Source organism: Gilvirhabdus luticola (genome assembly GCF_040117515.1).
Lineage (GTDB): Bacteria > Bacteroidota > Bacteroidia > Flavobacteriales > Flavobacteriaceae > Gilvirhabdus > Gilvirhabdus luticola.
On the sequence record NZ_JBEEEN010000001.1, the window covers coordinates 858780 to 878954 of the forward strand.

General features: G+C 32.4%; 21 protein-coding genes. 18 read left to right on the forward strand and 3 right to left on the reverse strand.

All coding sequences use genetic code 11. The features are described from left to right. The first annotated feature begins 7 nt into the window (after positions 1 to 7). The 16 genes from porW to AAFP94_RS04005 all read left to right on the forward strand — a co-directional run bounded on the left by porW (position 8) and on the right by AAFP94_RS04005 (position 15659). Entirely contained in the window at positions 8 to 2584 is a 2577-nt protein-coding gene (gene porW / locus AAFP94_RS03930) for a type IX secretion system periplasmic lipoprotein PorW/SprE (RefSeq protein WP_316660348.1), read from the forward strand. Positions 2585 to 2596: 12 nt separating this feature from the next. Then, positions 2597 to 3031 (forward strand): bactofilin family protein, encoded by a 435-nt coding sequence (locus tag AAFP94_RS03935; protein ID WP_316660346.1) that lies wholly within the window; start codon positions 2597 to 2599, stop codon positions 3029 to 3031. Then, positions 2976 to 3224, forward strand: coding sequence for an AtpZ/AtpI family protein (locus AAFP94_RS03940; protein ID WP_409628087.1), 249 nt, complete (start codon positions 2976 to 2978; stop codon positions 3222 to 3224). Before AAFP94_RS03935 ends, AAFP94_RS03940 begins: the two co-directional genes overlap by 56 nt. A 481-nt stretch (positions 3225 to 3705) precedes the next feature. Continuing rightward, positions 3706 to 4806, forward strand: a complete 1101-nt coding sequence (gene atpB / locus AAFP94_RS03945; RefSeq protein WP_316660345.1) for a F0F1 ATP synthase subunit A — start codon at positions 3706 to 3708, stop codon at positions 4804 to 4806. Between the two features lie 25 nt (positions 4807 to 4831). Continuing rightward, positions 4832 to 5074 carry an ATP synthase F0 subunit C gene (gene atpE, locus AAFP94_RS03950; RefSeq protein WP_316660344.1) on the forward strand — a complete coding sequence of 81 codons (243 nt, stop codon included), beginning with the start codon at positions 4832 to 4834 and terminating at the stop codon, positions 5072 to 5074. 72 nt (positions 5075 to 5146) lie between these two features. After that, positions 5147 to 5641 carry a F0F1 ATP synthase subunit B gene (locus AAFP94_RS03955; protein WP_316660342.1) on the forward strand — a complete coding sequence of 165 codons (495 nt, stop codon included), beginning with the start codon at positions 5147 to 5149 and terminating at the stop codon, positions 5639 to 5641. 5 nt (positions 5642 to 5646) lie between these two features. Then, entirely contained in the window at positions 5647 to 6183 is a 537-nt protein-coding gene (atpH, locus tag AAFP94_RS03960) for an ATP synthase F1 subunit delta (RefSeq protein ID WP_316660340.1), read from the forward strand. 24 nt (positions 6184 to 6207) lie between these two features. Further along, positions 6208 to 7788: a F0F1 ATP synthase subunit alpha gene (gene atpA, locus AAFP94_RS03965; RefSeq protein ID WP_316660339.1), complete on the forward strand. Its 1581-nt coding sequence runs from the start codon at positions 6208 to 6210 to the stop codon at positions 7786 to 7788. A 15-nt stretch (positions 7789 to 7803) separates the two neighbouring features. Beyond that, positions 7804 to 8670 (forward strand): ATP synthase F1 subunit gamma, encoded by an 867-nt coding sequence (gene atpG, locus AAFP94_RS03970; protein ID WP_316660337.1) that lies wholly within the window; start codon positions 7804 to 7806, stop codon positions 8668 to 8670. A gap of 133 nt (positions 8671 to 8803) precedes the next feature. Continuing rightward, positions 8804 to 9307, forward strand: a complete 504-nt coding sequence (locus AAFP94_RS03975; protein WP_316660335.1) for a hypothetical protein — start codon at positions 8804 to 8806, stop codon at positions 9305 to 9307. A gap of 58 nt (positions 9308 to 9365) precedes the next feature. Further along, on the forward strand, positions 9366 to 10790 hold the full coding sequence (locus AAFP94_RS03980; protein ID WP_316660334.1) for an oligosaccharide flippase family protein: 1425 nt from the start codon (positions 9366 to 9368) through the stop codon (positions 10788 to 10790). 1 nt (position 10791) lies between these two features. Then, positions 10792 to 11226: a dUTP diphosphatase gene (gene dut / locus AAFP94_RS03985; protein WP_316660332.1), complete on the forward strand. Its 435-nt coding sequence runs from the start codon at positions 10792 to 10794 to the stop codon at positions 11224 to 11226. Between the two features lie 12 nt (positions 11227 to 11238). Further along, positions 11239 to 12258: a sugar phosphate nucleotidyltransferase gene (locus tag AAFP94_RS03990; protein WP_316660331.1), complete on the forward strand. Its 1020-nt coding sequence runs from the start codon at positions 11239 to 11241 to the stop codon at positions 12256 to 12258. Positions 12259 to 12295: 37 nt separating this feature from the next. Continuing rightward, positions 12296 to 13660, forward strand: coding sequence for a tetratricopeptide repeat protein (locus AAFP94_RS03995; protein ID WP_316660330.1), 1365 nt, complete (start codon positions 12296 to 12298; stop codon positions 13658 to 13660). Further along, complete coding sequence (locus tag AAFP94_RS04000; protein ID WP_316660329.1) at positions 13660 to 14439, forward strand: DUF4292 domain-containing protein; 780 nt, start codon at positions 13660 to 13662, stop codon at positions 14437 to 14439. Before AAFP94_RS03995 ends, AAFP94_RS04000 begins: the two co-directional genes overlap by 1 nt. Next, positions 14436 to 15659 carry a murein hydrolase activator EnvC family protein gene (locus tag AAFP94_RS04005; RefSeq protein WP_316660328.1) on the forward strand — a complete coding sequence of 408 codons (1224 nt, stop codon included), beginning with the start codon at positions 14436 to 14438 and terminating at the stop codon, positions 15657 to 15659. The genes AAFP94_RS04000 and AAFP94_RS04005 overlap by 4 nt, the downstream gene beginning before the upstream one ends. On the opposite strand, the gene AAFP94_RS04010 is transcribed toward AAFP94_RS04005, so the two are convergent. Then, complete coding sequence (locus tag AAFP94_RS04010) at positions 15660 to 16169, reverse strand: acyl-CoA thioesterase (protein ID WP_316660327.1); 510 nt, start codon at positions 16167 to 16169, stop codon at positions 15660 to 15662. 62 nt (positions 16170 to 16231) lie between these two features. Then, complete coding sequence (locus AAFP94_RS04015; protein ID WP_316660326.1) at positions 16232 to 17167, reverse strand: HU domain-containing protein; 936 nt, start codon at positions 17165 to 17167, stop codon at positions 16232 to 16234. 100 nt (positions 17168 to 17267) lie between these two features. On the opposite strand from AAFP94_RS04015, the gene dprA reads away from it, so the two are divergent. Then, positions 17268 to 18371, forward strand: coding sequence for a DNA-processing protein DprA (gene dprA / locus AAFP94_RS04020; protein ID WP_316660325.1), 1104 nt, complete (start codon positions 17268 to 17270; stop codon positions 18369 to 18371). Here dprA and trpS read toward each other — a convergent pair. Beyond that, the gene (trpS, locus tag AAFP94_RS04025) at positions 18368 to 19336 is read right to left on the reverse strand and encodes a tryptophan--tRNA ligase (RefSeq protein WP_316660324.1); all 969 of its coding nucleotides are present in this window, start codon (positions 19334 to 19336) and stop codon (positions 18368 to 18370) included. The genes dprA and trpS overlap by 4 nt on opposite strands. A 76-nt stretch (positions 19337 to 19412) precedes the next feature. Between trpS and AAFP94_RS04030 the strand changes: the two genes are divergently transcribed. Continuing rightward, entirely contained in the window at positions 19413 to 20165 is a 753-nt protein-coding gene (locus AAFP94_RS04030) for a lysophospholipid acyltransferase family protein (protein ID WP_316660323.1), read from the forward strand. Positions 20166 to 20175 lie beyond the last annotated feature (10 nt).

A 20175-nucleotide genomic window follows, 5' to 3' on the forward strand; every position in this document is an offset into this window, starting at 1 on the left:
CTATCTTTTGAAAACATTTTTAAAAGTCATATCAGTTGTCGCAATTACAGCAATTTTCATAACAAGCTGTTCTCGTAAAAAAGACAGCTTTGTTAGTAGAAACTTCCACGCTGTAGCAACAGAATACAACACGTTATACAATGGTTATAACGCACTTCAAGAAGGTAAAATCACACTTAATGAATCTTATAAAGACAACTATTGGGAAATTTTACCGATAGAAAGAATGCAGGTTTCAGATGAGGTAATTTTACCAGGAGAATCTGAAAATGAAAATTTCACAAGAGCTGAAGAAAAAGCAGTAAAAGCTATTCAGAAGCACAGTATGAATATTAAGGGTAAAGAAAAGAATCCTCAAATAGATGAGGCTTATTTATTACTTGGTAAAGCAAGATATTTCGATCAACGTTTTGTGCCTGCTTTAGATGCCTTTAATAATATTTTAAATAAATATCCTACAAGCGATAAGATAAATCAAGTTAAAATCTGGAAAGAAAAAGCTAATATTCGTCTTGAAAATGAAGAATTGGCCATTAAAAATCTAAAACGTCTTTTGGAAGAGGAAGAGTTAGAGGATCAAGATTTAGCTGATGCAGCATCAATGCTTGCTCAAGCTTATATTAACACAAAATCTATAGATAGTGCAGTTACACAATTGGAGATCGCATCAAATGCTACAAAAAACAATGACGAGCGCGGAAGATTTCGATTTATCCAAGGACAATTGTATAATGAATTGGGTTATAAAGACAGTGCTAACATAGCGTTTGATAAGGTCATAGAGTTGCATCGTAAAACACCAAGAATATATTTGATCGCAGCACATATTGGAAAAGCTAAAAACTTTGATTTTGAAAATCAAGATAAATTAGCATTTCACGAACTCTTAACTGATTTAGAAGAAGACCGTGAGAATAGACCATATCTTGATAAAATCTATCACCAAATTGCACAATACCATTTAAACAATGGTTCAGATTCCCTAGCCGTGGAATATTTCAACAAGTCTTTAAGAGAACCAAGTGAGGACAAAAGATTAAAGGCGAGAAGTTATGAAGTTTTAGCCGAAATGAGTTTCAATAATTCTTTATACAAAGAAGCAGGTGCTTATTATGATAGCACTTTAACCAATTTAGAGCAGAGCACTAAAGAATTTAGGGTTGTAAAACGCAAAAGAGACAACTTGGAAGATGTAATTTATTATGAAAACATAGTTCAAGTTGATGATAGTATCATGAATCTTGTAGGCATGTCTGAAGCGCAAAAACTAAAGTTTTTTACCCACTATATAGATATACTCAAGGCGAAAGTCGAAGCTGAAAAAGAGAAACAGGAAATTATAGAAAGAAACAAAGGCCTTGTTGTCGCTGATAAGAATTCAAAAGGCAATAGACCAGGGTTGCAAGGTAGTTTAAATAGAAGTGGAGGTTTGCCAAATCAAGCCTCAACATTTTATTTTTATAACCCAACAACTGTTTCTTTTGGAAAAAATGAGTTTATTAAAGTTTGGGGTGATAGACAGTTGGAAGACAATTGGAGGTGGTCTAATAAAACCAGCTCTGGCTTAAACAACACCAACACCATTGATGATGTACTAGCTACTGCTTCTGAAGATGAACTGTATGATCCTGAATTTTACATATCCAAAATCCCTTCAACAGAAAAAGAAATAGATAGCATTACCAAAGAAAGAAACTACGCCTATTATCAATTAGGTTTAATTTATAAGGAGAAGTTTAAAGAATACGATTTGGCAAAGACAAAACTTCAACAATTGTTAAGCAATAACCCGGAAGAACGCTTGGTTTTACCAGCAAAATATAATTTATATAAAATTTATTCTGTTTTGGAGAATAATGATGAAGCCGAGATTGCCAAAAACGATATTATAACTAACTATCCAGACTCAAGATATGCAACAATTTTGATGAATCCAGAATTGGCATCAACCAAGGACGAAAGCAGTCCAGAAAGTTTATATAAAAATCTATATAAGCTTCATGAAAAACAGGAATATGTTGAAGTTATCTCAAAATGTGATGAATATATCAATATGTTTGATGGTGACGCCATGGTTGCAAAATTCGAATTGTTAAAAGCAAATGCCATTGGCCGTTTGTATGGTTATGAACCTTATGCGAAAGCCATAAATTATGTGGCTTTAAACTATCCAAATGATATAGAAGGGAAAAAGGCAGAAAACATTTCCTTAAACATGCTTCCAAAGTTGGCAAGCAAAGAGTTTGTAGATGACACATTGGAAAAAAATGTAAAAGCCGTATACATGTTCAATAATCCCAAAGAAGAAGAGTTGAATACATTTATCACAACTTTGAATGAAGTTATTGGAAATTCGCATTTCAAAAATATTGTTGTCTCTACAGATGTTTACGATTTAGATACTTTACTAGTACTTGTACATGGTTTAGAATATATAGATGAAGCAAAAATGTTTAACTTATTATTTAAAGAAGAAGATAGGAACAAAGTTAAAAAACCTGATTTTGTAATTTCTTCTTCAAATTATCAAATAGTCCAAATACATAAGAATTTAGACGAATATTTGAGCATAAATAATAACTAAAATTATAAGATTATGTTCTCAGAAAATAAAAAAGAAAAGCAATCAATTGAAGGTACTTCAAATCAGAACATAGTGTCTAAAGGCACTAAAATAGTAGGAGATTTAATAAGTGAAGGCGACTTTAGAATTGACGGTCTTGTTGAAGGAAACTTAAGAACATCAGGTAAAGTAGTTGTTGGTAAATCCGGACATATTAAAGGAACACTTCAAGGTACAGACGCTTATTTTGAAGGAAAATTTTCTGGAAAACTAGCTTTGTCAGGCACTTTAACATTAAAGACTTCGGCTCATATAGAAGGAGAAGTTGTTGCAGGAAAATTGGCAGTTGAACCAGGAGCAACATTTAACGTTACATGCGTAATGAAAGGTACCGTAAAAGAATTTAACAAAGGTGACCAACAAAAACCAACAGGATCGACACCATCAGGTTCAGAAAGATCGGCTTAATAACTATGCTCGCTTTACAGGTATTGGTTTTCAAATGCTTGCTACAATTGGGTTAGGTGTCTTCGCAGGTATAAAATTAGACGAACATTACCCTAATCAATATCAATTATTTAGTATTATCTGCTCGTTAGCTTCAATAGGAATTGCGCTTTACAGTGTTATTAAACAAGTAACCAAATCAACAAAAAAATAAAACAAATCTAAATGACCAAAGACACCAGTAATTTTCTAATTCGTCTTTTATTATTTTCATCTGTTCTTTTTGGAATTCACTTTTATATAATTTATGAGTTTTTTGACGGGAAACTGTATATACCGTTATATGCGATATATGTTTTCAATGCACTTTTGGTTTTTCTTGTGTTTTCTATTCTGAATTATAGGAGTAAACGAGGTAGTCAAAAAATATATCAACTCTTTTTAGGATTAACCATTATCAAAATGGTTTTAGCAATTGTATTTTTGCTGCCAATTATTTTTGGAAAATCAGACTATACTCAACTAGAAATTCTCAATTTTTTCATACCATATTTTCTGTTTCTAACGTTTGAAATTTTGAGCATTAATAATTTTCTCCAAAAAAGCTAAACATTGTTGTTTTTAGTTTGCCAATTAATTTAATGCGTGTATATTTGCACCGAATTTTAGAAAAGGCATTTTAATTGGACAAACTAATGCAAATCAAAACGTTTAAAACACTGCTTTTTAGCTTTTTACTTTCATTTTCTTTTATTGGAAATGCTTCAGAAAAGACATCCAGTGAAACCAGTCAAGAAGAGTTTAACGTTACAGATATGATCATGCATCATATTAAGGACGCTCACGATTTCCATATCATGGATTGGAAAGGACACGCTATTTCTTTTCCACTACCAGTGATTCTTTGGACAGACAATGGTTTAGTGACGTTTATGTCTTCTGAATTTCACCATGATGATAGCGGTAAAGTAGTAGTTGAAAGAAAAGGGCAAAAGTTAGTCAAGTATCATGAAGAAATATATTACGCAAGCAATGATGCTGAACATGATTCTTATATTAGCCATGACGAACAACATCATGCTGTAAATGATAAACCGTTAGACTTTTCAATTACCAAATTAGTATTTTCAATGTTCTTATCTATTATATTGCTGGTATTAATATTTGGATTGTCTGCAAGAGCTTATAAAAAATCTGAAAATGGTGTTCCAACAGGTATTGCAAAATTTACAGAGCCTTTAGTTGTTTTTATTAGAGACGAAGTTGCAATTCCAAATATTGGCGAGAAGCATTACAAAAGGTTTTTACCTTTCTTATTAACTTTATTCTTTTTTATCTGGATTAATAACCTGATGGGATTGATTCCGTTTTTTCCATTTAGCGCCAATTTAAGTGGAAACATAGCATTTACTTTAGTATTAGCAATCATCACATTTGTTATTACAACTTTAGTAGGGAATAAAGATTACTGGAAACATATTTTCTGGATGCCTGGTTTACCGGTGCCAATGAAATTGTTTTTAGCACCTATTGAATTTATGGGCATTTTTATCAAGCCAATATCACTTATGATACGATTGTTTGCTAACATTTCAGCGGGACACATCATTGTATTGAGTTTAATTTCATTAATATTTATTGCAAAAAGTATTTGGGTCGCACCTGCGTCTATTTTCTTTTCAGTATTTATTAGTGTAATTGAAGTATTGGTAGTTGCCATTCAGGCATATATATTTACTCTATTGTCAGCTCTTTATATTGGGTCTGCAATGGAGGAACATGAACACGAACATTAATTAATTTTTTTAATATTTTAACACTATGAGTTTAGCATTATTACAGGAAGCAGCAACAACCGTTGATTACGGAGCTTTTGCAGCTATTGGAGCAGGACTTGCAGCTATTGGTGCCGGAATAGGTATTGGTAGAATAGGTGGTTCAGCAATGGACGCTATTGCACGTCAACCAGAAATGCAAGGAAAAATCCAAGCATCAGCAATTGTTATACTTGCCTTCGTTGAGGCGGTAGCACTTTTTGCGGTGGTTGTATCCTTAATTAAGTAAAAAAAGATGGGTGCAACGGTTGGTTGCACCTCTTTTTAAGTATTAAAAAATAGAATTTAAATTATATAAGAAATGGATTTAGTTACTCCAGATGTCGGATTGTTGTTTTGGACATTTATCTCTTTTGCCGTGCTATTTTTTCTGTTGAAAAAATTTGCATGGAAACCAATTGTTGGTACGGTAAACGATAGAGAAAAATCTATTCGTGAAGCTTTAGCATCTGCTGAAAAAGCACGATTAGAAATGCAAAACCTTCAAGCAGATAATGAAAGAATTCTAAAAGAAGCCCGTGTTGAGAGAGAAAACATGCTTAAAGAAGCACGCGATTTAAAAAACAAAATGATTGCAGACGCTAAAGAAGAAGCTCAAACACAAGCTAGTAAACTTATTAGCCAAGCACAAGCGGCAATAGAAAGCGAAAAAAATGCAGCACTGGCTGAACTAAAAAGCCATGTAGCTGGATTAGCTGTAGATATTGCAGAAAAGGTAGTTAGAGAGGAGTTGTCAAGCAAAGATAAACAGCTAAAATTAGTTCAATCAATGCTGGGAGAAGCTAAATTAAATTAATTGTAATGGCAGGAGAAAGAGCAGCAATACGTTATGCAAAAGCGGTTTTAAGTTTGGCAAATAAAGATAACAAAGCCGAAGCTGTTAATAACGACATGAAGTTAATTGTTGAAACCTTGGCAAAAAATGAGGATTTACATAATGTACTTCAAAGTCCTGTTGTGCGTTCTTCGGTTAAAAAATCTATCGTATTAAGTGTTTTTTCAGATATCAAACCAAACACAAGCAACTTAATTGATACCCTTATAACAAATAAAAGAATCAGTATTTTAAGCAATGTTGCTTCAAAATATATTCAGATTTATAACGAGTTAAGAGGTAGTCAGGTTGCTACAGTAACTACAGCAGTTGAAATTACAGCAGACCTTAAAGAAGTTGTTCTTCATAAGGTTAGAGAATTAACAGGTAAAAAGGTTGAATTAAAAAACGTAATTGATAAAGATATTTTAGGAGGCTTTATTTTACGAGTTGGTGATATTCAATACAATGCAAGCATTTCCAGCCAACTAAATAAATTAAGACGAGAATTTACATTAAATTAAAGAACATAGAAACATCTAAATAAAATGGCAGAAGTAAAACCAGCTGAAATTTCAGCAATCTTAAAACAACAACTTTCAGGTTTTGAATCAGGAGCTTCATTAGACGAGGTAGGGACAGTATTGACTGTTGGAGATGGGATTGTACGTGCTTATGGATTGTCTAATGCACAATATGGCGAATTAGTTGAATTTAAAGGAGGATTAGAAGGGATTGTATTAAACCTTGAAGAAGATAACGTAGGTATAGTATTGCTAGGACATTCTAGTGAAATAAAAGAAGGGTCGACAGTAAAACGTACAGAACGTATCGCCTCTATTAATGTTGGAGAAGATATTGTTGGCCGTGTTGTTGATACATTGGGAAACCCAATAGATGGTAAAGGCCCAATAACCGGAAAGACTTATCAAATGCCATTAGAGCGTAAAGCACCTGGAGTTATTTTCCGTGAGCCTGTAACGGAACCATTACAAACTGGAATTAAATCTATTGATGCAATGATTCCAATTGGTCGTGGACAACGTGAGTTGGTCATTGGTGATCGTCAAACAGGTAAAACAACAGTTTGTATAGATACTATCTTAAATCAAAAGGAATTTTATGATGCTGGTAATCCAGTCTATTGTATATATGTAGCTATTGGTCAAAAAGCATCAACAGTTGCAAACATTGCTAAAATACTAGAAGACAAAGGAGCTCTTGCCTACACAACAATTGTTGCTGCAAATGCGTCAGATCCAGCCGCTATGCAAGTATATGCACCTATGGCCGGAGCTGCAATTGGCGAGTATTTTAGAGATACTGGTCGCCCGGCTTTAATCATTTATGACGATTTATCAAAACAAGCAGTAGCCTACAGAGAAATTTCATTATTGTTACGCCGCCCACCAGGGCGTGAAGCATATCCGGGAGACGTATTCTACTTACACTCTCGTTTGTTAGAACGTTCTGCAAAAATAATTGCAGATGATGACATTGCTAAAGAAATGAACGACTTGCCAGAGGTTTTAAAACCAATGGTAAAAGGAGGAGGTTCTTTAACAGCACTGCCAATTATTGAAACACAAGCTGGAGACGTTTCTGCATATATTCCTACAAACGTAATATCTATTACTGACGGACAAATATTCTTAGATGGTGATTTGTTTAATTCCGGTGTTCGTCCTGCAATTAACGTAGGTATTTCTGTATCTCGTGTTGGTGGAAATGCACAAATTAAATCCATGAAAAAAGTAGCAGGAACATTAAAATTAGACCAAGCTCAATTCCGCGAGTTAGAGGCTTTTGCGAAATTTGGTTCAGATCTTGATGCTGCAACATTAAATGTAATTGAGAAAGGAAAACGAAACGTTGAAATCTTAAAGCAAGCCCAAAACGATCCGTTTACTGTAGAAGATCAAATTGCAATTATTTATGCAGGTTCTAAAAACTTATTAAGAGATGTTCCTGTAGAAAAAGTAAAACAATTTGAAGGCGAATATTTAGAAGTTTTAAGAGCAAAGCACAGTGACGTTTTGGGAACTTTAAAAGCAGGAAAATTAACTGACGAAGTTACAGATACATTGGCAAGAGTAACTAAAGATTTAGTAGCAGGATATAAAGCTTAATTCTAAATAATAGGAATGGCAAACTTAAAAGAAATACGTAACAGAATATCATCGGTATCTTCAACAATGCAGATAACCAGTGCCATGAAAATGGTTTCTGCTGCAAAGTTAAAGAAGGCTCAAGATGCTATTACTGCAATGAGGCCTTATGCCAATAAGTTAACCGAGCTTTTACAAAGTTTAAGTGCAACATTAGATGCAGATTCTGGAAGTAAATTTTCAATGCAACGCGAAGTAAACAATGTTCTTATTGTTGCTATTACTTCTAATAGAGGGTTATGTGGTGCTTTTAATTCAAACATTATTAAGCAAGTAATCAAACTTAAAGACGAAGAATATAAAAACAAAAATGTTTCTTTTGTTGCCATTGGTAAAAAAGCAAATGATGCTTTTAAAAAATCGTCAAGAGTAATTGCTAATAAGAGCAGTGTTTATGATGATTTAACATTTGATAATGTAGCAGAAATTGCTCAAATGCTTATGGATAAATTTGTTATTGGTGATTTTGATAAAATTGAATTGGTTTACAACAAGTTTAAAAATGCTGCAACACAAGAAATCATGACAGAACAGTTTCTTCCAATTGTTCCAGTTGAAGGTGAAGGTGAAGCAAACACTAATGTTGATTATATATTTGAACCATCAAAAATTGAGATTGTTGAAGCACTAATTCCCAAAGCATTAAAAACTCAATTATATAAAGCTATTAGAGATTCTTTCGCAAGTGAACATGGTGCACGTATGACAGCAATGCATAAGGCAACAGATAATGCCACAGAATTGAGAGATCAGCTTAAATTAACGTATAATAAAGCTAGACAAGCCGCTATTACTAACGAGATTTTAGAAATTGTTGGTGGTGCTGAAGCGTTAAATAATTAAATATTATAGAATTGTCGCCTTAAGTGCAGTCGAAAGATCTTTTCAAACAATTAAAATTTAGTCTTACTTTTTAGTAGGGCTTTTTTATGGCATATCTTTTGAAATAGTATCTTTATAATATTCTATTTTGAAAATGAAACAGATTGTAAATATATTTTTTGGAAGCTTTATTTTACTTAGTTTTTCGCATTGTTCAAGTGCGCAAAATTTGCAAGACAATGCTCCAGTTGAACTTGGAGAAGTCTATTATCAAAAATGGGTAGCAGGTATTCAAGGTGGTGGCTCTGGAATCAATCTTTTTGTAAACCTTGTTGAGAACAATCAAAATGTGATTTTTGACAGTGTTTATTTTAGAGGAAAAAGTGTAAAATTGGGAACGAATTCGAGTAATAATTCTTTTGTAGGTAGGTTTTCAACAGTATTAAACAGAAAGCCAGATGTTATTTTAAGTGATAAACCGCAAGGCGAATTTGGCAATCAAGTGCCAATAATTCCAAAGAGTATTCCTTTTAATCTTAAAGACAATGAATGTGTTATAAGCTATAAGGAAAATAATAGAATAAAATATTTCAAAATTAAGAAGATTAAAGAGAAGCCAACATTGTCTTACCCAAGCACACCGCAGAATAAGCAATGAGTTATCTTTGGTTTACGTTTGCTAAAAACGTATTTTTAGCAACATAAATTGTTATCTATTGGGTGCATTAAAAACCTTTTTTAAAGACACAGTAATCTATGGTATGGCAACTGTTTTACCTAGATTAATGAACTTTATTTTAGTGCCTCTTCATACGGATACTCTAGAAACTACCAGTTATTCTGATAATACAACGTTTTATGTCTATGCTGCTTTTTTTAATGTACTATTAACTTATGGCATGGAGACAGCTTTCTTCAGGTTCTTTAGTAAAAGTGAAGAAAAAGGCAAAGTTTTTTCTACAACACTTATTAGCTTAACAGCTACAGCCGTTCTATTTTTTGTGGTTAGTTTTAGTTTTAATCGGCAATTAGCAACATTAGTAAACCTTAATCAAGATTATTTCAATTTATTATTAAGTGTTTTAGTTTTAGACACGCTTGTTGTTGCTCCTTTTGCATATTTAAGAGCTACAGGAAGACCAATAAAATTTACAGCAATAAAACTATCAAATATTGCTATTTATGTGTTATTAAATTTCTTCTTTCTTTGGGCTGTTCCAAGATTCGGGTTTCAATTTTTCAATTTTGATTCTAATGATTTGGTCAAGTATATTTTCATTGCTAATCTAGTAGCAAGTATAGCCACATTACTGCTTTTGTCGCCTTATTTCTTTAAAACGAAGTTTCAATTTGATATATCAATATTAAAGCAATTGCTAAATTATGGCTGGCCGATAATGGTGGCTGGATTAGCCTATGTTATTAATGAGAATTTCGATAAATGGTTGCTTCCTGAAATGTTAGGAAAAGATATAAATGGTGCTTATAGTGGATGTTATAAGATAGCAGTTTTTATGACCATTTTTATTCAAGGATTTAGACTTGGAGCAGAGCCATTCTTCTTTAATCATTCAAAAGAAACCAATGCAAAAAGTACCTATGCAACGATAATGAAATACTTTGTAATCTTTGGAAGTTTTATGCTGGTATTTATAGTTGCTTATCTGGATATCATAAAAGAATTTTTAGTAAAAGATGAAAGCTATTGGATTGCCATAGAAATTGTTCCAATAGTGCTATTGGCAAATCTTTGTTTGGGAATTTACTTCAATCTAGCCATTTGGTATAAACTTACTGATAGAACACAGTACGGTATGTATTTGTCTCTTGTAGGTGCAATAATAACGATTGCATTTAATTATATCATGATTCCTAAAATAGGATTTATGGCATCAGCTTGGGCAACACTTGCTGCATATGGTGTTATGATGTTGTTATCGTACTTTTTCGGACAAAAATATTATCCTGTACCATACAATTTAAAGAATATTGCTTTCTATTTAATTTTAGCTATTGTGTTTTCAGTTTTAGCGTTAAGGACTAATAGCAACTATTATTTAAATACAGGTTTAGTTTTAGTATTTTTGGGAATTGTATCAGTTCTAGAAAAAAATCAATTAAAACTATTTTTAAAAAGTTAAAATGAACATTAAAATATTAAATAAATCCAATCACGAATTACCCAATTATGAAACTTTAGCTTCAGCAGGGATGGATTTACGCGCGAATCTTTCAGAATCAAGAACATTAAAGCCATTTGAACGCAGTATAGTTGGTACTGGCTTGTTTATTGAATTACCAATAGGCTACGAAGCACAAGTAAGACCCAGAAGTGGATTAGCAGCAAAAAAAGGAATAACAGTTTTAAATGCGCCTGGAACTATTGATGCCGATTACCGAGGAGAAATAGGTGTAATTTTAGTGAATTTGTCTAATGAAGATTTTATAATTCAGAATGGAGAACGCATTGCACAATTAGTCATAGCCAAACACGAACATGCCGACTGGATTAATATTGATGAACTTTCTGAGACTACTAGAGGAGAAGGTGGTTTTGGAAGTACAGGAACAAAATAGAAAAACTAATTTATGAAAATTATAGTCCCAATGGCTGGCCGTGGTTCTCGACTTCGCCCACATACATTAACAATTCCGAAGCCATTAATACCTGTCGCTGGTCAACCCATTGTTCATCGTTTGGTTAAAGATATAGCTAAAGTTCTTAAACAGCCTATAGACGAAATAGCTTTCATATTAGGAGACGAAGCCTTTTTTGGGAATGATGTTGTTTCAAGCTTAAAACAATTGGCTGAAAGTTTAAATGCAAAAGCTTCCATTTATCGTCAAGATCAACCTTTAGGAACCGGTCATGCCATTATGTGTGCGAAAGAGTCACTTTCTGGACCAGCTGTAATTGCATATGCCGATACATTAATAAGAGCAGACTTTAATTTAGATCAAGAAGCAGACTCCGTAATATGGGTAAAAAAAGTTGACAATCCTGAAGCATTTGGTGTTGTAAACCTTAACGATAAAAATGAAATTATTGAATTAGTTGAAAAGCCAAAAACTTATATAAGCGATTTAGCTGTTATTGGAATATACTACTTTAAGGATGTTGGCGTTTTAAAAGCTGAACTTCAAAAAGTATTGGATAACAATATTAAAAATGGAGGTGAATATCAAATAAATGACGGGATAAAAGGAATGATGGCAAACGGTAACATATTTAAAACTGGACAGGTAAAAGCTTGGATGGATTGTGGCAACAAAGCTGTGACTATAGAAACCAACTCAAAAATGCTTAATTTTTTACAGAAGGACAGAACGGAACAATTAATTTCACCTGATGTTTCAAAGAAAAACTCAGATATTATAGTGCCTTGTTTTATTGGTCAAAATGTGAAGCTAGTCAACACAACGATTGGCCCGAACGTGTCAATTGGTAACGATTGCACCATAGAAAACTCAACCGTTAAAAATAGCTTAATTCAAAACCATTCCATGATAAAAAATGCTAATTTAGACCAAGCCATGATAGGTAATCATGTTAGTTATGATGGTAAATTTACTAAAGTAAGCTTGGGAGATTATTCAGTTTTGGAATAATACTTGTTAAACTTCAATTGAAGAACATTAAATATCAATGAAATTAAACATTTACATAAAGTTATTTATTCTTGGAATTTTTTTAATTCCTAAAATAAATTTTGCTCAAGTAGATTTTAATAAAAAGCCTGATGACGATTTAGGACAAGTTGAAGACAACTTTCAAGAACATTTTTTCGAAGCACTTAAACAAAAAGGAATAGAAAATTACGATAGGGCAGTTAATGAATTATTAAAATGTTTAGAATTAGATGATTCTAATTCAGTAGTGTATTTTGAATTAGGAAAAAACTATGTAAAACTAAAAAATTTTGGTGCCGCCGAAGATGCATTAAAAAAAGCAGTAAATAAAGAGCCAGATAATGAATGGTATCTAGACGAATTGTATGAAGTTTATGCTCAACAAAATGATTATGATAAAGCTATTAAAACTGTCAGACAATTAGTTAAATATCATCCAGACTATAAGGAAGATTTAGCTGCTCTTTATGTTAAAACACAAAAATATAAAAACGCTCTAGAAGTTCTGGATGAACTTGATGCAGAGTTTGGAGTTACTTATAACAGAGATATTTTAAGAAACCAAATTTATGATGCTACAGGAAAGAAAAAAGATCAAATAGAAAATCTTGAAGAGCGTGTAGAAAATAATCCTGATCAAGAAACTAATTATCTGGCACTTATTTATAGATATAGCGAAAACAATCAAAAAGAAGAAGCCTTTGAAACAGCTAAAAAACTGTTAGAAATTAGCCCTGATTCTCATTTGGCACATTTAGCCTTATATAAATTTTATCTAGACGAAAACAATCCAGATAAAGCCATTGAATCCATGAAAATTGTTGTACAGAGTTCCCAGATAAAACCCAATGCAAAAGCATTAGTACTATCAGATTTTGTTAAGTATGTAAAATTAAATCCACAATATGAACCCGATTTAATTGAAGCCACGATTGTCGCTGGAGGTGAAGATAATAATGTGAATAGCTATTTAAAAGTAGCAGAGTATTATCATGCCAAAGAAGATAAAATAAATGCTTTAAAGTACTACAAAGAAGCTCTAAAAAGCCATACTGAAGATTACACAATTCTAAAGAATATCTTGCTATTGGAAATAGATTTAGAACAATACGAAGTTGCAAAATCAGAAAGTTTAAATGCCATTAACAGCTATCCATCTCAACCCTTATTATATTTAATAAATGGCGTTGCTTCCAATAAACTAAATAAACCCAAAGATGCCATTGAAATGCTAGAAATGGGTCTTGATTATATCATTGATGACACAAAAATGGAATTAGATTTTTATAAACAATTAAGTATCGCATATATGCAAACCAACAATACGCAGAAAGCAAAAACGTTTAGTGATAAAGCCAAACAATTAGAGATTCATAATTAATGAGATACAAGCGCTATATAGGTTTTATTTTTGTTTTATTATTGGTAGTTGAATTTGGATGTAAGTCCTCTAAATCATTGAGTACAAGTGATGCGAATCTAAACCTAAATAAAAAACAAGTTATAAGAGAAAACTCAAAGCGAGAGGCGACATTTAGAACCTTATCATCAAGAGTAAAAATTAATATACTTGACGGAAATAGAGAACAGAGCTATACGGTGAATTTGAGAATCGAAAAGGATAAGCAAATCTTGTTGATGTCAACTCCAATATCTGTAGTTAAGGCCTTAATTACACCAGAGAAAGTAAGTTTTTACAATAAATTGGATAACACGTATTTTGATGGCGATTTTGAGTATTTAAGTGATTTGTTAGGAACTGAATTAGATTTCGAAAAGGTTCAAAACTTGTTATTAGGAGAAGCGCTATATGATTTAAAAGCTGAAAATTATTTGCTTTCGGTTGATAACAATACTTATATTTTACAACCAAAAACCGCAAATGAATTGTTTGAAGTTTTCTTTCTCATAAACCCTTCACATTTTAAGTTAAATTCGCAACAATTTTTACAAACTGAAGAATCAAGGTTTCTGGAAATTGACTATCTAAATTATCAAAAAGTAAATAGGCAAATAGTTCCTGAAAATATTAAGATTATTGCGTTAGAAGCTGCGGACCAAATGATTATTGATTTAGAATATAAATCTGTTTCTTTAAATGAAGATTTAAGATTTCCATTTAAAATTCCTTCGGGATATGACGAAATAGTTCTAAAATGAGACTATCTAAACTTACATATAGAATAAATACTTTTCTGATATTTTTCTTTTGTTGCTTATTATCATTTTCGCAAAATGATAAACAAAAAGAACTAGAACAACGCAGACAGCAGATATTAAATGAAATCAAACAAATTAATGCTTTAATATCTGATAATAATTATAAAAAAAAATCGCAACTATCGGTTATTGAAGACTTAAATTATAAAATCAACTCGCTTAATAATTTAATTAAAGTAACGAATCAACAAGCCAATTTGTTGACTCGAGAAATCAACTTTAACCAAAACCAAATAACTGAACTCCGCGAAGACCTCAAGGGTTTAAAGGACAATTATGCCGCTATGATTGTTAAATCCTATAAAAGCAAAAACGAACAAAGCAGAGTCATGTTTTTATTGTCTTCAAGTGATTTTAGTCAAGCTCTTAAAAGGTTGAATTACATAAAGCAGTACTCAAATTATCAAAAAGAACAAGGCGAAATTATAAAAGCAAAAACGATTGAACTTCAGGAATTAAACACCAAATTACTAAAGCAAAAAGATGACAAACAAAAACTTATTGCCGAAAATAAAGTAACTCAAAGAGAATTAGAAGCTCAAAGAAAGCAACATCAAGCTGTTATGAGCTCGATAAATAAGAATCTAAATATTTATACTGCTCAAATAAAAGCAAAGCAAAGAGAGGCCGATAGAATTGATAAAGAAATAGAGAAAATTATTAAAGAAGCGATAGCAAGTTCAAATAAAAAAGCAGGGAAAAGTAATACAACTTTTGAATTAACTGCGGAAGCAAAAGCTTTGGCTGCTAGCTTTGTAGCCAACAAAGGAAGTCTGCCTTGGCCTGTAGAAAAAGGAATTGTTACTTTACGATATGGGAAACAACAACATCCAGTCGTGAAAACAGCAACAATACAAAGTAATGGCGTTCGCATTGCTACAGAAAAGAATGCCCAAGTTCGCGCTGTATTTGATGGTGAAGTATTGGCGGTTTCTACAATAAGGCACGGTAATCCCACGGTTTTGATACAACATGGAAATTACATTACAGCATATAAAAACCTCGCAAAAGTCTATGTAAAAAAAGGAGACAAAGTGAAAACAAAACAAAGCATTGGAGAAGTTTTTACTAACTCATCCAACGGCGAAACCATTTTAAACTTTAGTGTTTTTAAAGAAAGTACGACCCAAAATCCAGCAGAATGGATTTATAAAATGTAATTATTGAAACAGTGCTTTTAATTCGGTAGCATCATTTGGGTTCATTTTACCTGCCAGAACTAAGCTTAACTGTTTACGTCTTAAAGCACCTTCATAACGTTCCTTTTCTAAATCTGTTTCTGGATTTATTGCTGGGATTTTGACTGGTTTACCAGACTCGTCAACCGCAACAAAAGTGTATATAGCTTCATTGGCTTTTTCCCTTTCACCAGATTCCCTATCTTCAATCCAGACATCCAAAAACACTTCCATAGAAGTTTTAAATGCACGTGATACTTTAGCTTCAACAGTAACAACGCTTCCTAAAGGAATAGATCTATTGAATGCTACATGGTTTACTGAAGCTGTAACGGTTATCTTTCGTGAATGTCTTCTTGCAGCAATGCTAGCAGCACGATCCATTCTAGCCAAGAGCTCACCTCCAAAAAGATTGTTTAGTGGATTGGTTTCACTTGGCAAAACCATGTCCGTCAATATTGTTCTAGATTGCGTTGGTGTTTTGTATTCCATTGAAATGTCTTGATAAAACACAAAGGTAAGTTCCTTTTAGGAGGTATTAAAGAAAATGCGAATTAAAGTTCTTTAACCAATAACCAAGCTTCAGAATTATGCTCTTTTCTTATTTTTCGCAGAGCCTGTAGAGCTTCCAGTCTATCTTCATAACTTGAATATACCACTTCATGCAATCCATATTTGTTTTCACCAATGTAACGTGCATTATAACCCAAATTCTTTAATTGATCTATTATTTTTGTAGAATTTTCTTCAATTCTGAAAGCACCAGCTATAATGTGGTATTTACCAACTTGTTTTGTAACATTAAGTGTAATAGTTGGTAAAGGATTGTCTATTATAAAAGTGGCTTCTTGAATTCTGTTTTCAAGCTGTTGATTGGCTTCTTCTTGCGCTATTCTGTTATGAATTTCAATTTGATTGACATAATAATTAGACATACCAAAACCTCCAAGAGTTAATGCGATTAGTGCCACAGCAGCGTACTTTAAATACAGACGTGCTTTTTGACGCTCTGGCGTAACAGTAATAGGAACTACTTTCTCAATTTTTTCACCCTCTTTTTTATAGATTTCTCTATTTACTTTAGGCGATACAAATTGAGATAATCCAAAAGAATCTGTTAGATAATTTAGATGATAGGAAGGTTCAAACAAGATATTACCTTCTATGTTCAAAGAGATTTCGCCAATATTCGAAAAGTTTAATGTTTGTCCCTGTGTTAAATAAGACTTTAACAATTTTACTCGCTTTCTAATTTTATTGGAAGCAATCTCAAAAGGAATTTTTTCTACATCGGCTATATAATGTGCCAGTAAACCATCACTCTTTTGAATCTGTTCGTTAAAAGACAGCACTTTTTTTGGAGGATAAAAAGTGTTTGTGTTTTCGGTAATACTTGCAGAAACACGCTGTGTTAAAAACGCCCCAAACTCTGGTATGGTAACACATTCGTACCTATACAATAAATCGCTAATGTAGGTTTCAAGTTGCATATTAACAAAGTTAGAATTTTTTGCTAGTCAATAAAACATACTACTAATTTTTTATTAACAGTCCAAAATTTTGTTATTTGTAACCATAATTTAATGTTTTATGACCGAGCAGGAACTTATTTATACTTTAGCTCTACAACATGTTCCAAAAATTGGAGATATAACTGCAAAAAAGCTTATTTCACATTGTGGTTCTGGAGAAGCTGTTTTTAAAGAGAAAAAGCAAAATCTGCTTAAGATTGAAGGCATTGGCACCATTGTTATTAATGAACTGTTCGAAACAAATCATTTAAATGCAGCTGAAGGGGAGTTGAATTTCATTAAAAACAATAATATTTCATATTGGTACTTTACAGATTATCTCTACCCAGAAAAATTAAAACATTGTATTGATGGTCCAATTCTATTGTTTTATTCTGGGAATATTAATTTAAGAAATCAAAATATTATTAGTGTTGTTGGTACTCGTAAAATCACAACACAAGGCATCTCTTTTTGTGAAAATTTAATAGAAACCTTAACACCATATAATCCAATAATAGTTTCAGGCTTTGCTTATGGAACAGACATCACAGCTCAAAAAGGTGCTGTTAAAAATAACTTACAAACCATAGGTTGTTTGGCTCATGGGTTAAATCAAATTTATCCTAAAGCACACAAAAAGTATGTGCATGACATTGAAAAGAATGGAGGTTTTATGACAGACTTTTGGAGTAGCGATGTATTTGATAGAAACAATTTTTTAAAACGAAATCGAATTATTGCTGGCTTAAGCGAGGCAACTGTTGTTATTGAGTCTGCTGAAAAAGGAGGAAGTTTGGTAACGGTTGAGATTGCAAATTCATACAACAGAGAAGTTTTTGCTGTGCCAGGCAGAACAACAGATTCACAAAGTGTAGGCTGTAATAATTTAATAAAACATCAAAAAGCGCATTTACTTTCAAACCCTTTGGATGTTCCTTATATGCTTAATTGGAATTTAGAAACTGATAAAAAGCCTAGTGTTCAAAAAAAGCTATTTGTTAAATTGGATGATTTTGAAAAAGTGATTTATAATTATTTAAAAGAAAATAACAAACAACAACTAGATGTTATTGCTTTAAACTGTAATATGCCAACATTTAAAGTAGCTAGTCTATTATTAAATATGGAATTAAAAGGCGTGATTAGACCTTTACCGGGCAAGCAATTTGAGATTATTTAATAACCTACCTTTTCTCTTACTCTATTCAATACATCATCAGCCACATTTTTTGCTTTTGAAGCCCCTAAATTTAAAGCGATATCTACTTTTGAAAGGTTTTTCATGTAGTAATTATATTGCTCTCTTTCTGTAGCGAATTTTTCTAAAATAAGTTCAAACAAAGCTTGCTTTGCATGACCATAACCATATCCACCTTGTTCGTAATTAACTTTCATGGCTTCAATATTTTTTTTTGAAGCCAACAGGCTATATAATGCAAAACAATTACAAGATTTCCAGTCTTTAGGATCTTCAAGAGGAGTACTATCAGTCTGAATAGACATGATTTGTTTGCGCAGTTTTTTTTCTTCTAAAAAAATGTTGATTGTATTCCCTCTACTTTTACTCATCTTTTCACCGTCAGTTCCTGGAATCAGCATTGTGTTTTTTTGTACGTCGGCTTCTGGCAAAACAAATGTGTTACCCATTTTAGCATGGAATCTTGAAGCCACATCTCGGGTCATTTCTATATGTTGCAACTGGTCTTTTCCAACAGGAATAATATTAGCATCAAACAACAAAATATCAGCAGCCATAAGCATTGGATAAGTAAACAGGCCTGCATTTATATCATCCAATCTATCCACTTTGTCTTTAAAGCTGTGCGCTAAAGTTAAACGTTGATATGGAAAAAAGCAACTTAAATGCCACGCTAATTCAGTTACTTGAGGCACATCACTTTGTCTGTAAAATGTACTTTTTTCGATATCTAAACCACAGGCCAGCCAAGTTGCTGCCGTTGAATATGTATTTTCTCTTAAAGTTTTGGAGTCTTTTATTTGTGTTAGTGTATGTAAATTGGCAATAAATAAAAAAGAATCATTGTCAGGGTTGTTTGCCATTTCTATTGCTGGTAAAATAGCGCCTAGAATATTTCCTAAATGGGGTGTTCCAGTGCTTTGAATTCCTGTAAGTATTCTTGCCATAGGTTAAATTAATAATTCCTGCAAAGGTAATTGTTTTATTAAATTAGCTCAATACAATTGTGTATTTTTGAACCTTATGAATATTTTTAAATATCCTTTTTGGGTTTTATATCGAATTTGGTTTTATATATTAGTTGCCTTACCCATCATTTTATTACTTCCAATTTTATTGATTTCAATTTCTAGAGATTCTTGGTACAGGTTCTTTTTTAGACTAGCTAGATTTTGGGCCAAATTTATTTTAATTGGAATGGGGTTTAAATGGAAAATTAAATATGAGCAAATACCCGACCAAAGCAAAAGTTATATGTTTATAGCCAATCATACTTCGATGATTGATATTATGATGATGTTGGTGTCAGTAAAAAACCCATTTGTATTTGTAGGGAAGAAGGAATTGGCTAAAATTCCACTTTTCGGATATTTTTATAAAAAGACCTGTATTTTGGTCGATAGAAGTTCAGCAAAAAGTCGTCAGGCAGTTTTTTTAAGAGCACAACGAAAATTACAATCAGGTTTGAGCATCTGTATTTTTCCAGAAGGCGGAGTGCCAGAAGCGCATATTGTTTTGGACGAATTTAAAGATGGCGCTTTTAGATTAGCAATCAACCATCAAATACCTATTGTACCCTTAAGTTTTTTGGATAATAAAAAAAGATTCTCTTACTCACTTTTTAGCGGTGGACCTGGATTGATACGTGTTATTGTGAATAAGTTTATTCAAACCAAAGGATTGATTGTCGAAGACACAAAAGAACTGAATAATAAATCCAGAAGCATTATTTTAAATCAGCTATTAGAGGTAAACAAAAAAGCTATTCTGGATTAAGAATAGCTTT

What these genes read in the sequence shown, in the direction of transcription:
- dprA (WP_316660325.1), top strand. Translation starts at nt 17,268, where the DNA reads ATGACCGAGCAGGAACTTATTTATACTTTAGCTCTACAACATGTTCCA.
- AAFP94_RS04030 (WP_316660323.1), top strand. Translation starts at nt 19,413, where the DNA reads ATGAATATTTTTAAATATCCTTTTTGGGTTTTATATCGAATTTGGTTT.
- AAFP94_RS04005 (WP_316660328.1), top strand. Translation starts at nt 14,436, where the DNA reads ATGAGACTATCTAAACTTACATATAGAATAAATACTTTTCTGATATTT.
- AAFP94_RS03975 (WP_316660335.1), top strand. Translation starts at nt 8,804, where the DNA reads ATGAAACAGATTGTAAATATATTTTTTGGAAGCTTTATTTTACTTAGT.
- AAFP94_RS04010 (WP_316660327.1), bottom strand. Translation starts at nt 16,169, where the DNA reads ATGGAATACAAAACACCAACGCAATCTAGAACAATATTGACGGACATG.
- dut (WP_316660332.1), top strand. Translation starts at nt 10,792, where the DNA reads ATGAACATTAAAATATTAAATAAATCCAATCACGAATTACCCAATTAT.
- AAFP94_RS04015 (WP_316660326.1), bottom strand. Translation starts at nt 17,167, where the DNA reads ATGCAACTTGAAACCTACATTAGCGATTTATTGTATAGGTACGAATGT.
- trpS (WP_316660324.1), bottom strand. Translation starts at nt 19,336, where the DNA reads ATGGCAAGAATACTTACAGGAATTCAAAGCACTGGAACACCCCATTTA.
- AAFP94_RS03935 (WP_316660346.1), top strand. Translation starts at nt 2,597, where the DNA reads ATGTTCTCAGAAAATAAAAAAGAAAAGCAATCAATTGAAGGTACTTCA.
- AAFP94_RS03990 (WP_316660331.1), top strand. Translation starts at nt 11,239, where the DNA reads ATGAAAATTATAGTCCCAATGGCTGGCCGTGGTTCTCGACTTCGCCCA.
- AAFP94_RS03995 (WP_316660330.1), top strand. Translation starts at nt 12,296, where the DNA reads ATGAAATTAAACATTTACATAAAGTTATTTATTCTTGGAATTTTTTTA.
- AAFP94_RS04000 (WP_316660329.1), top strand. Translation starts at nt 13,660, where the DNA reads ATGAGATACAAGCGCTATATAGGTTTTATTTTTGTTTTATTATTGGTA.
- atpE (WP_316660344.1), top strand. Translation starts at nt 4,832, where the DNA reads ATGAGTTTAGCATTATTACAGGAAGCAGCAACAACCGTTGATTACGGA.
- atpA (WP_316660339.1), top strand. Translation starts at nt 6,208, where the DNA reads ATGGCAGAAGTAAAACCAGCTGAAATTTCAGCAATCTTAAAACAACAA.
- atpH (WP_316660340.1), top strand. Translation starts at nt 5,647, where the DNA reads ATGGCAGGAGAAAGAGCAGCAATACGTTATGCAAAAGCGGTTTTAAGT.
- atpB (WP_316660345.1), top strand. Translation starts at nt 3,706, where the DNA reads ATGCAAATCAAAACGTTTAAAACACTGCTTTTTAGCTTTTTACTTTCA.
- atpG (WP_316660337.1), top strand. Translation starts at nt 7,804, where the DNA reads ATGGCAAACTTAAAAGAAATACGTAACAGAATATCATCGGTATCTTCA.
- AAFP94_RS03955 (WP_316660342.1), top strand. Translation starts at nt 5,147, where the DNA reads ATGGATTTAGTTACTCCAGATGTCGGATTGTTGTTTTGGACATTTATC.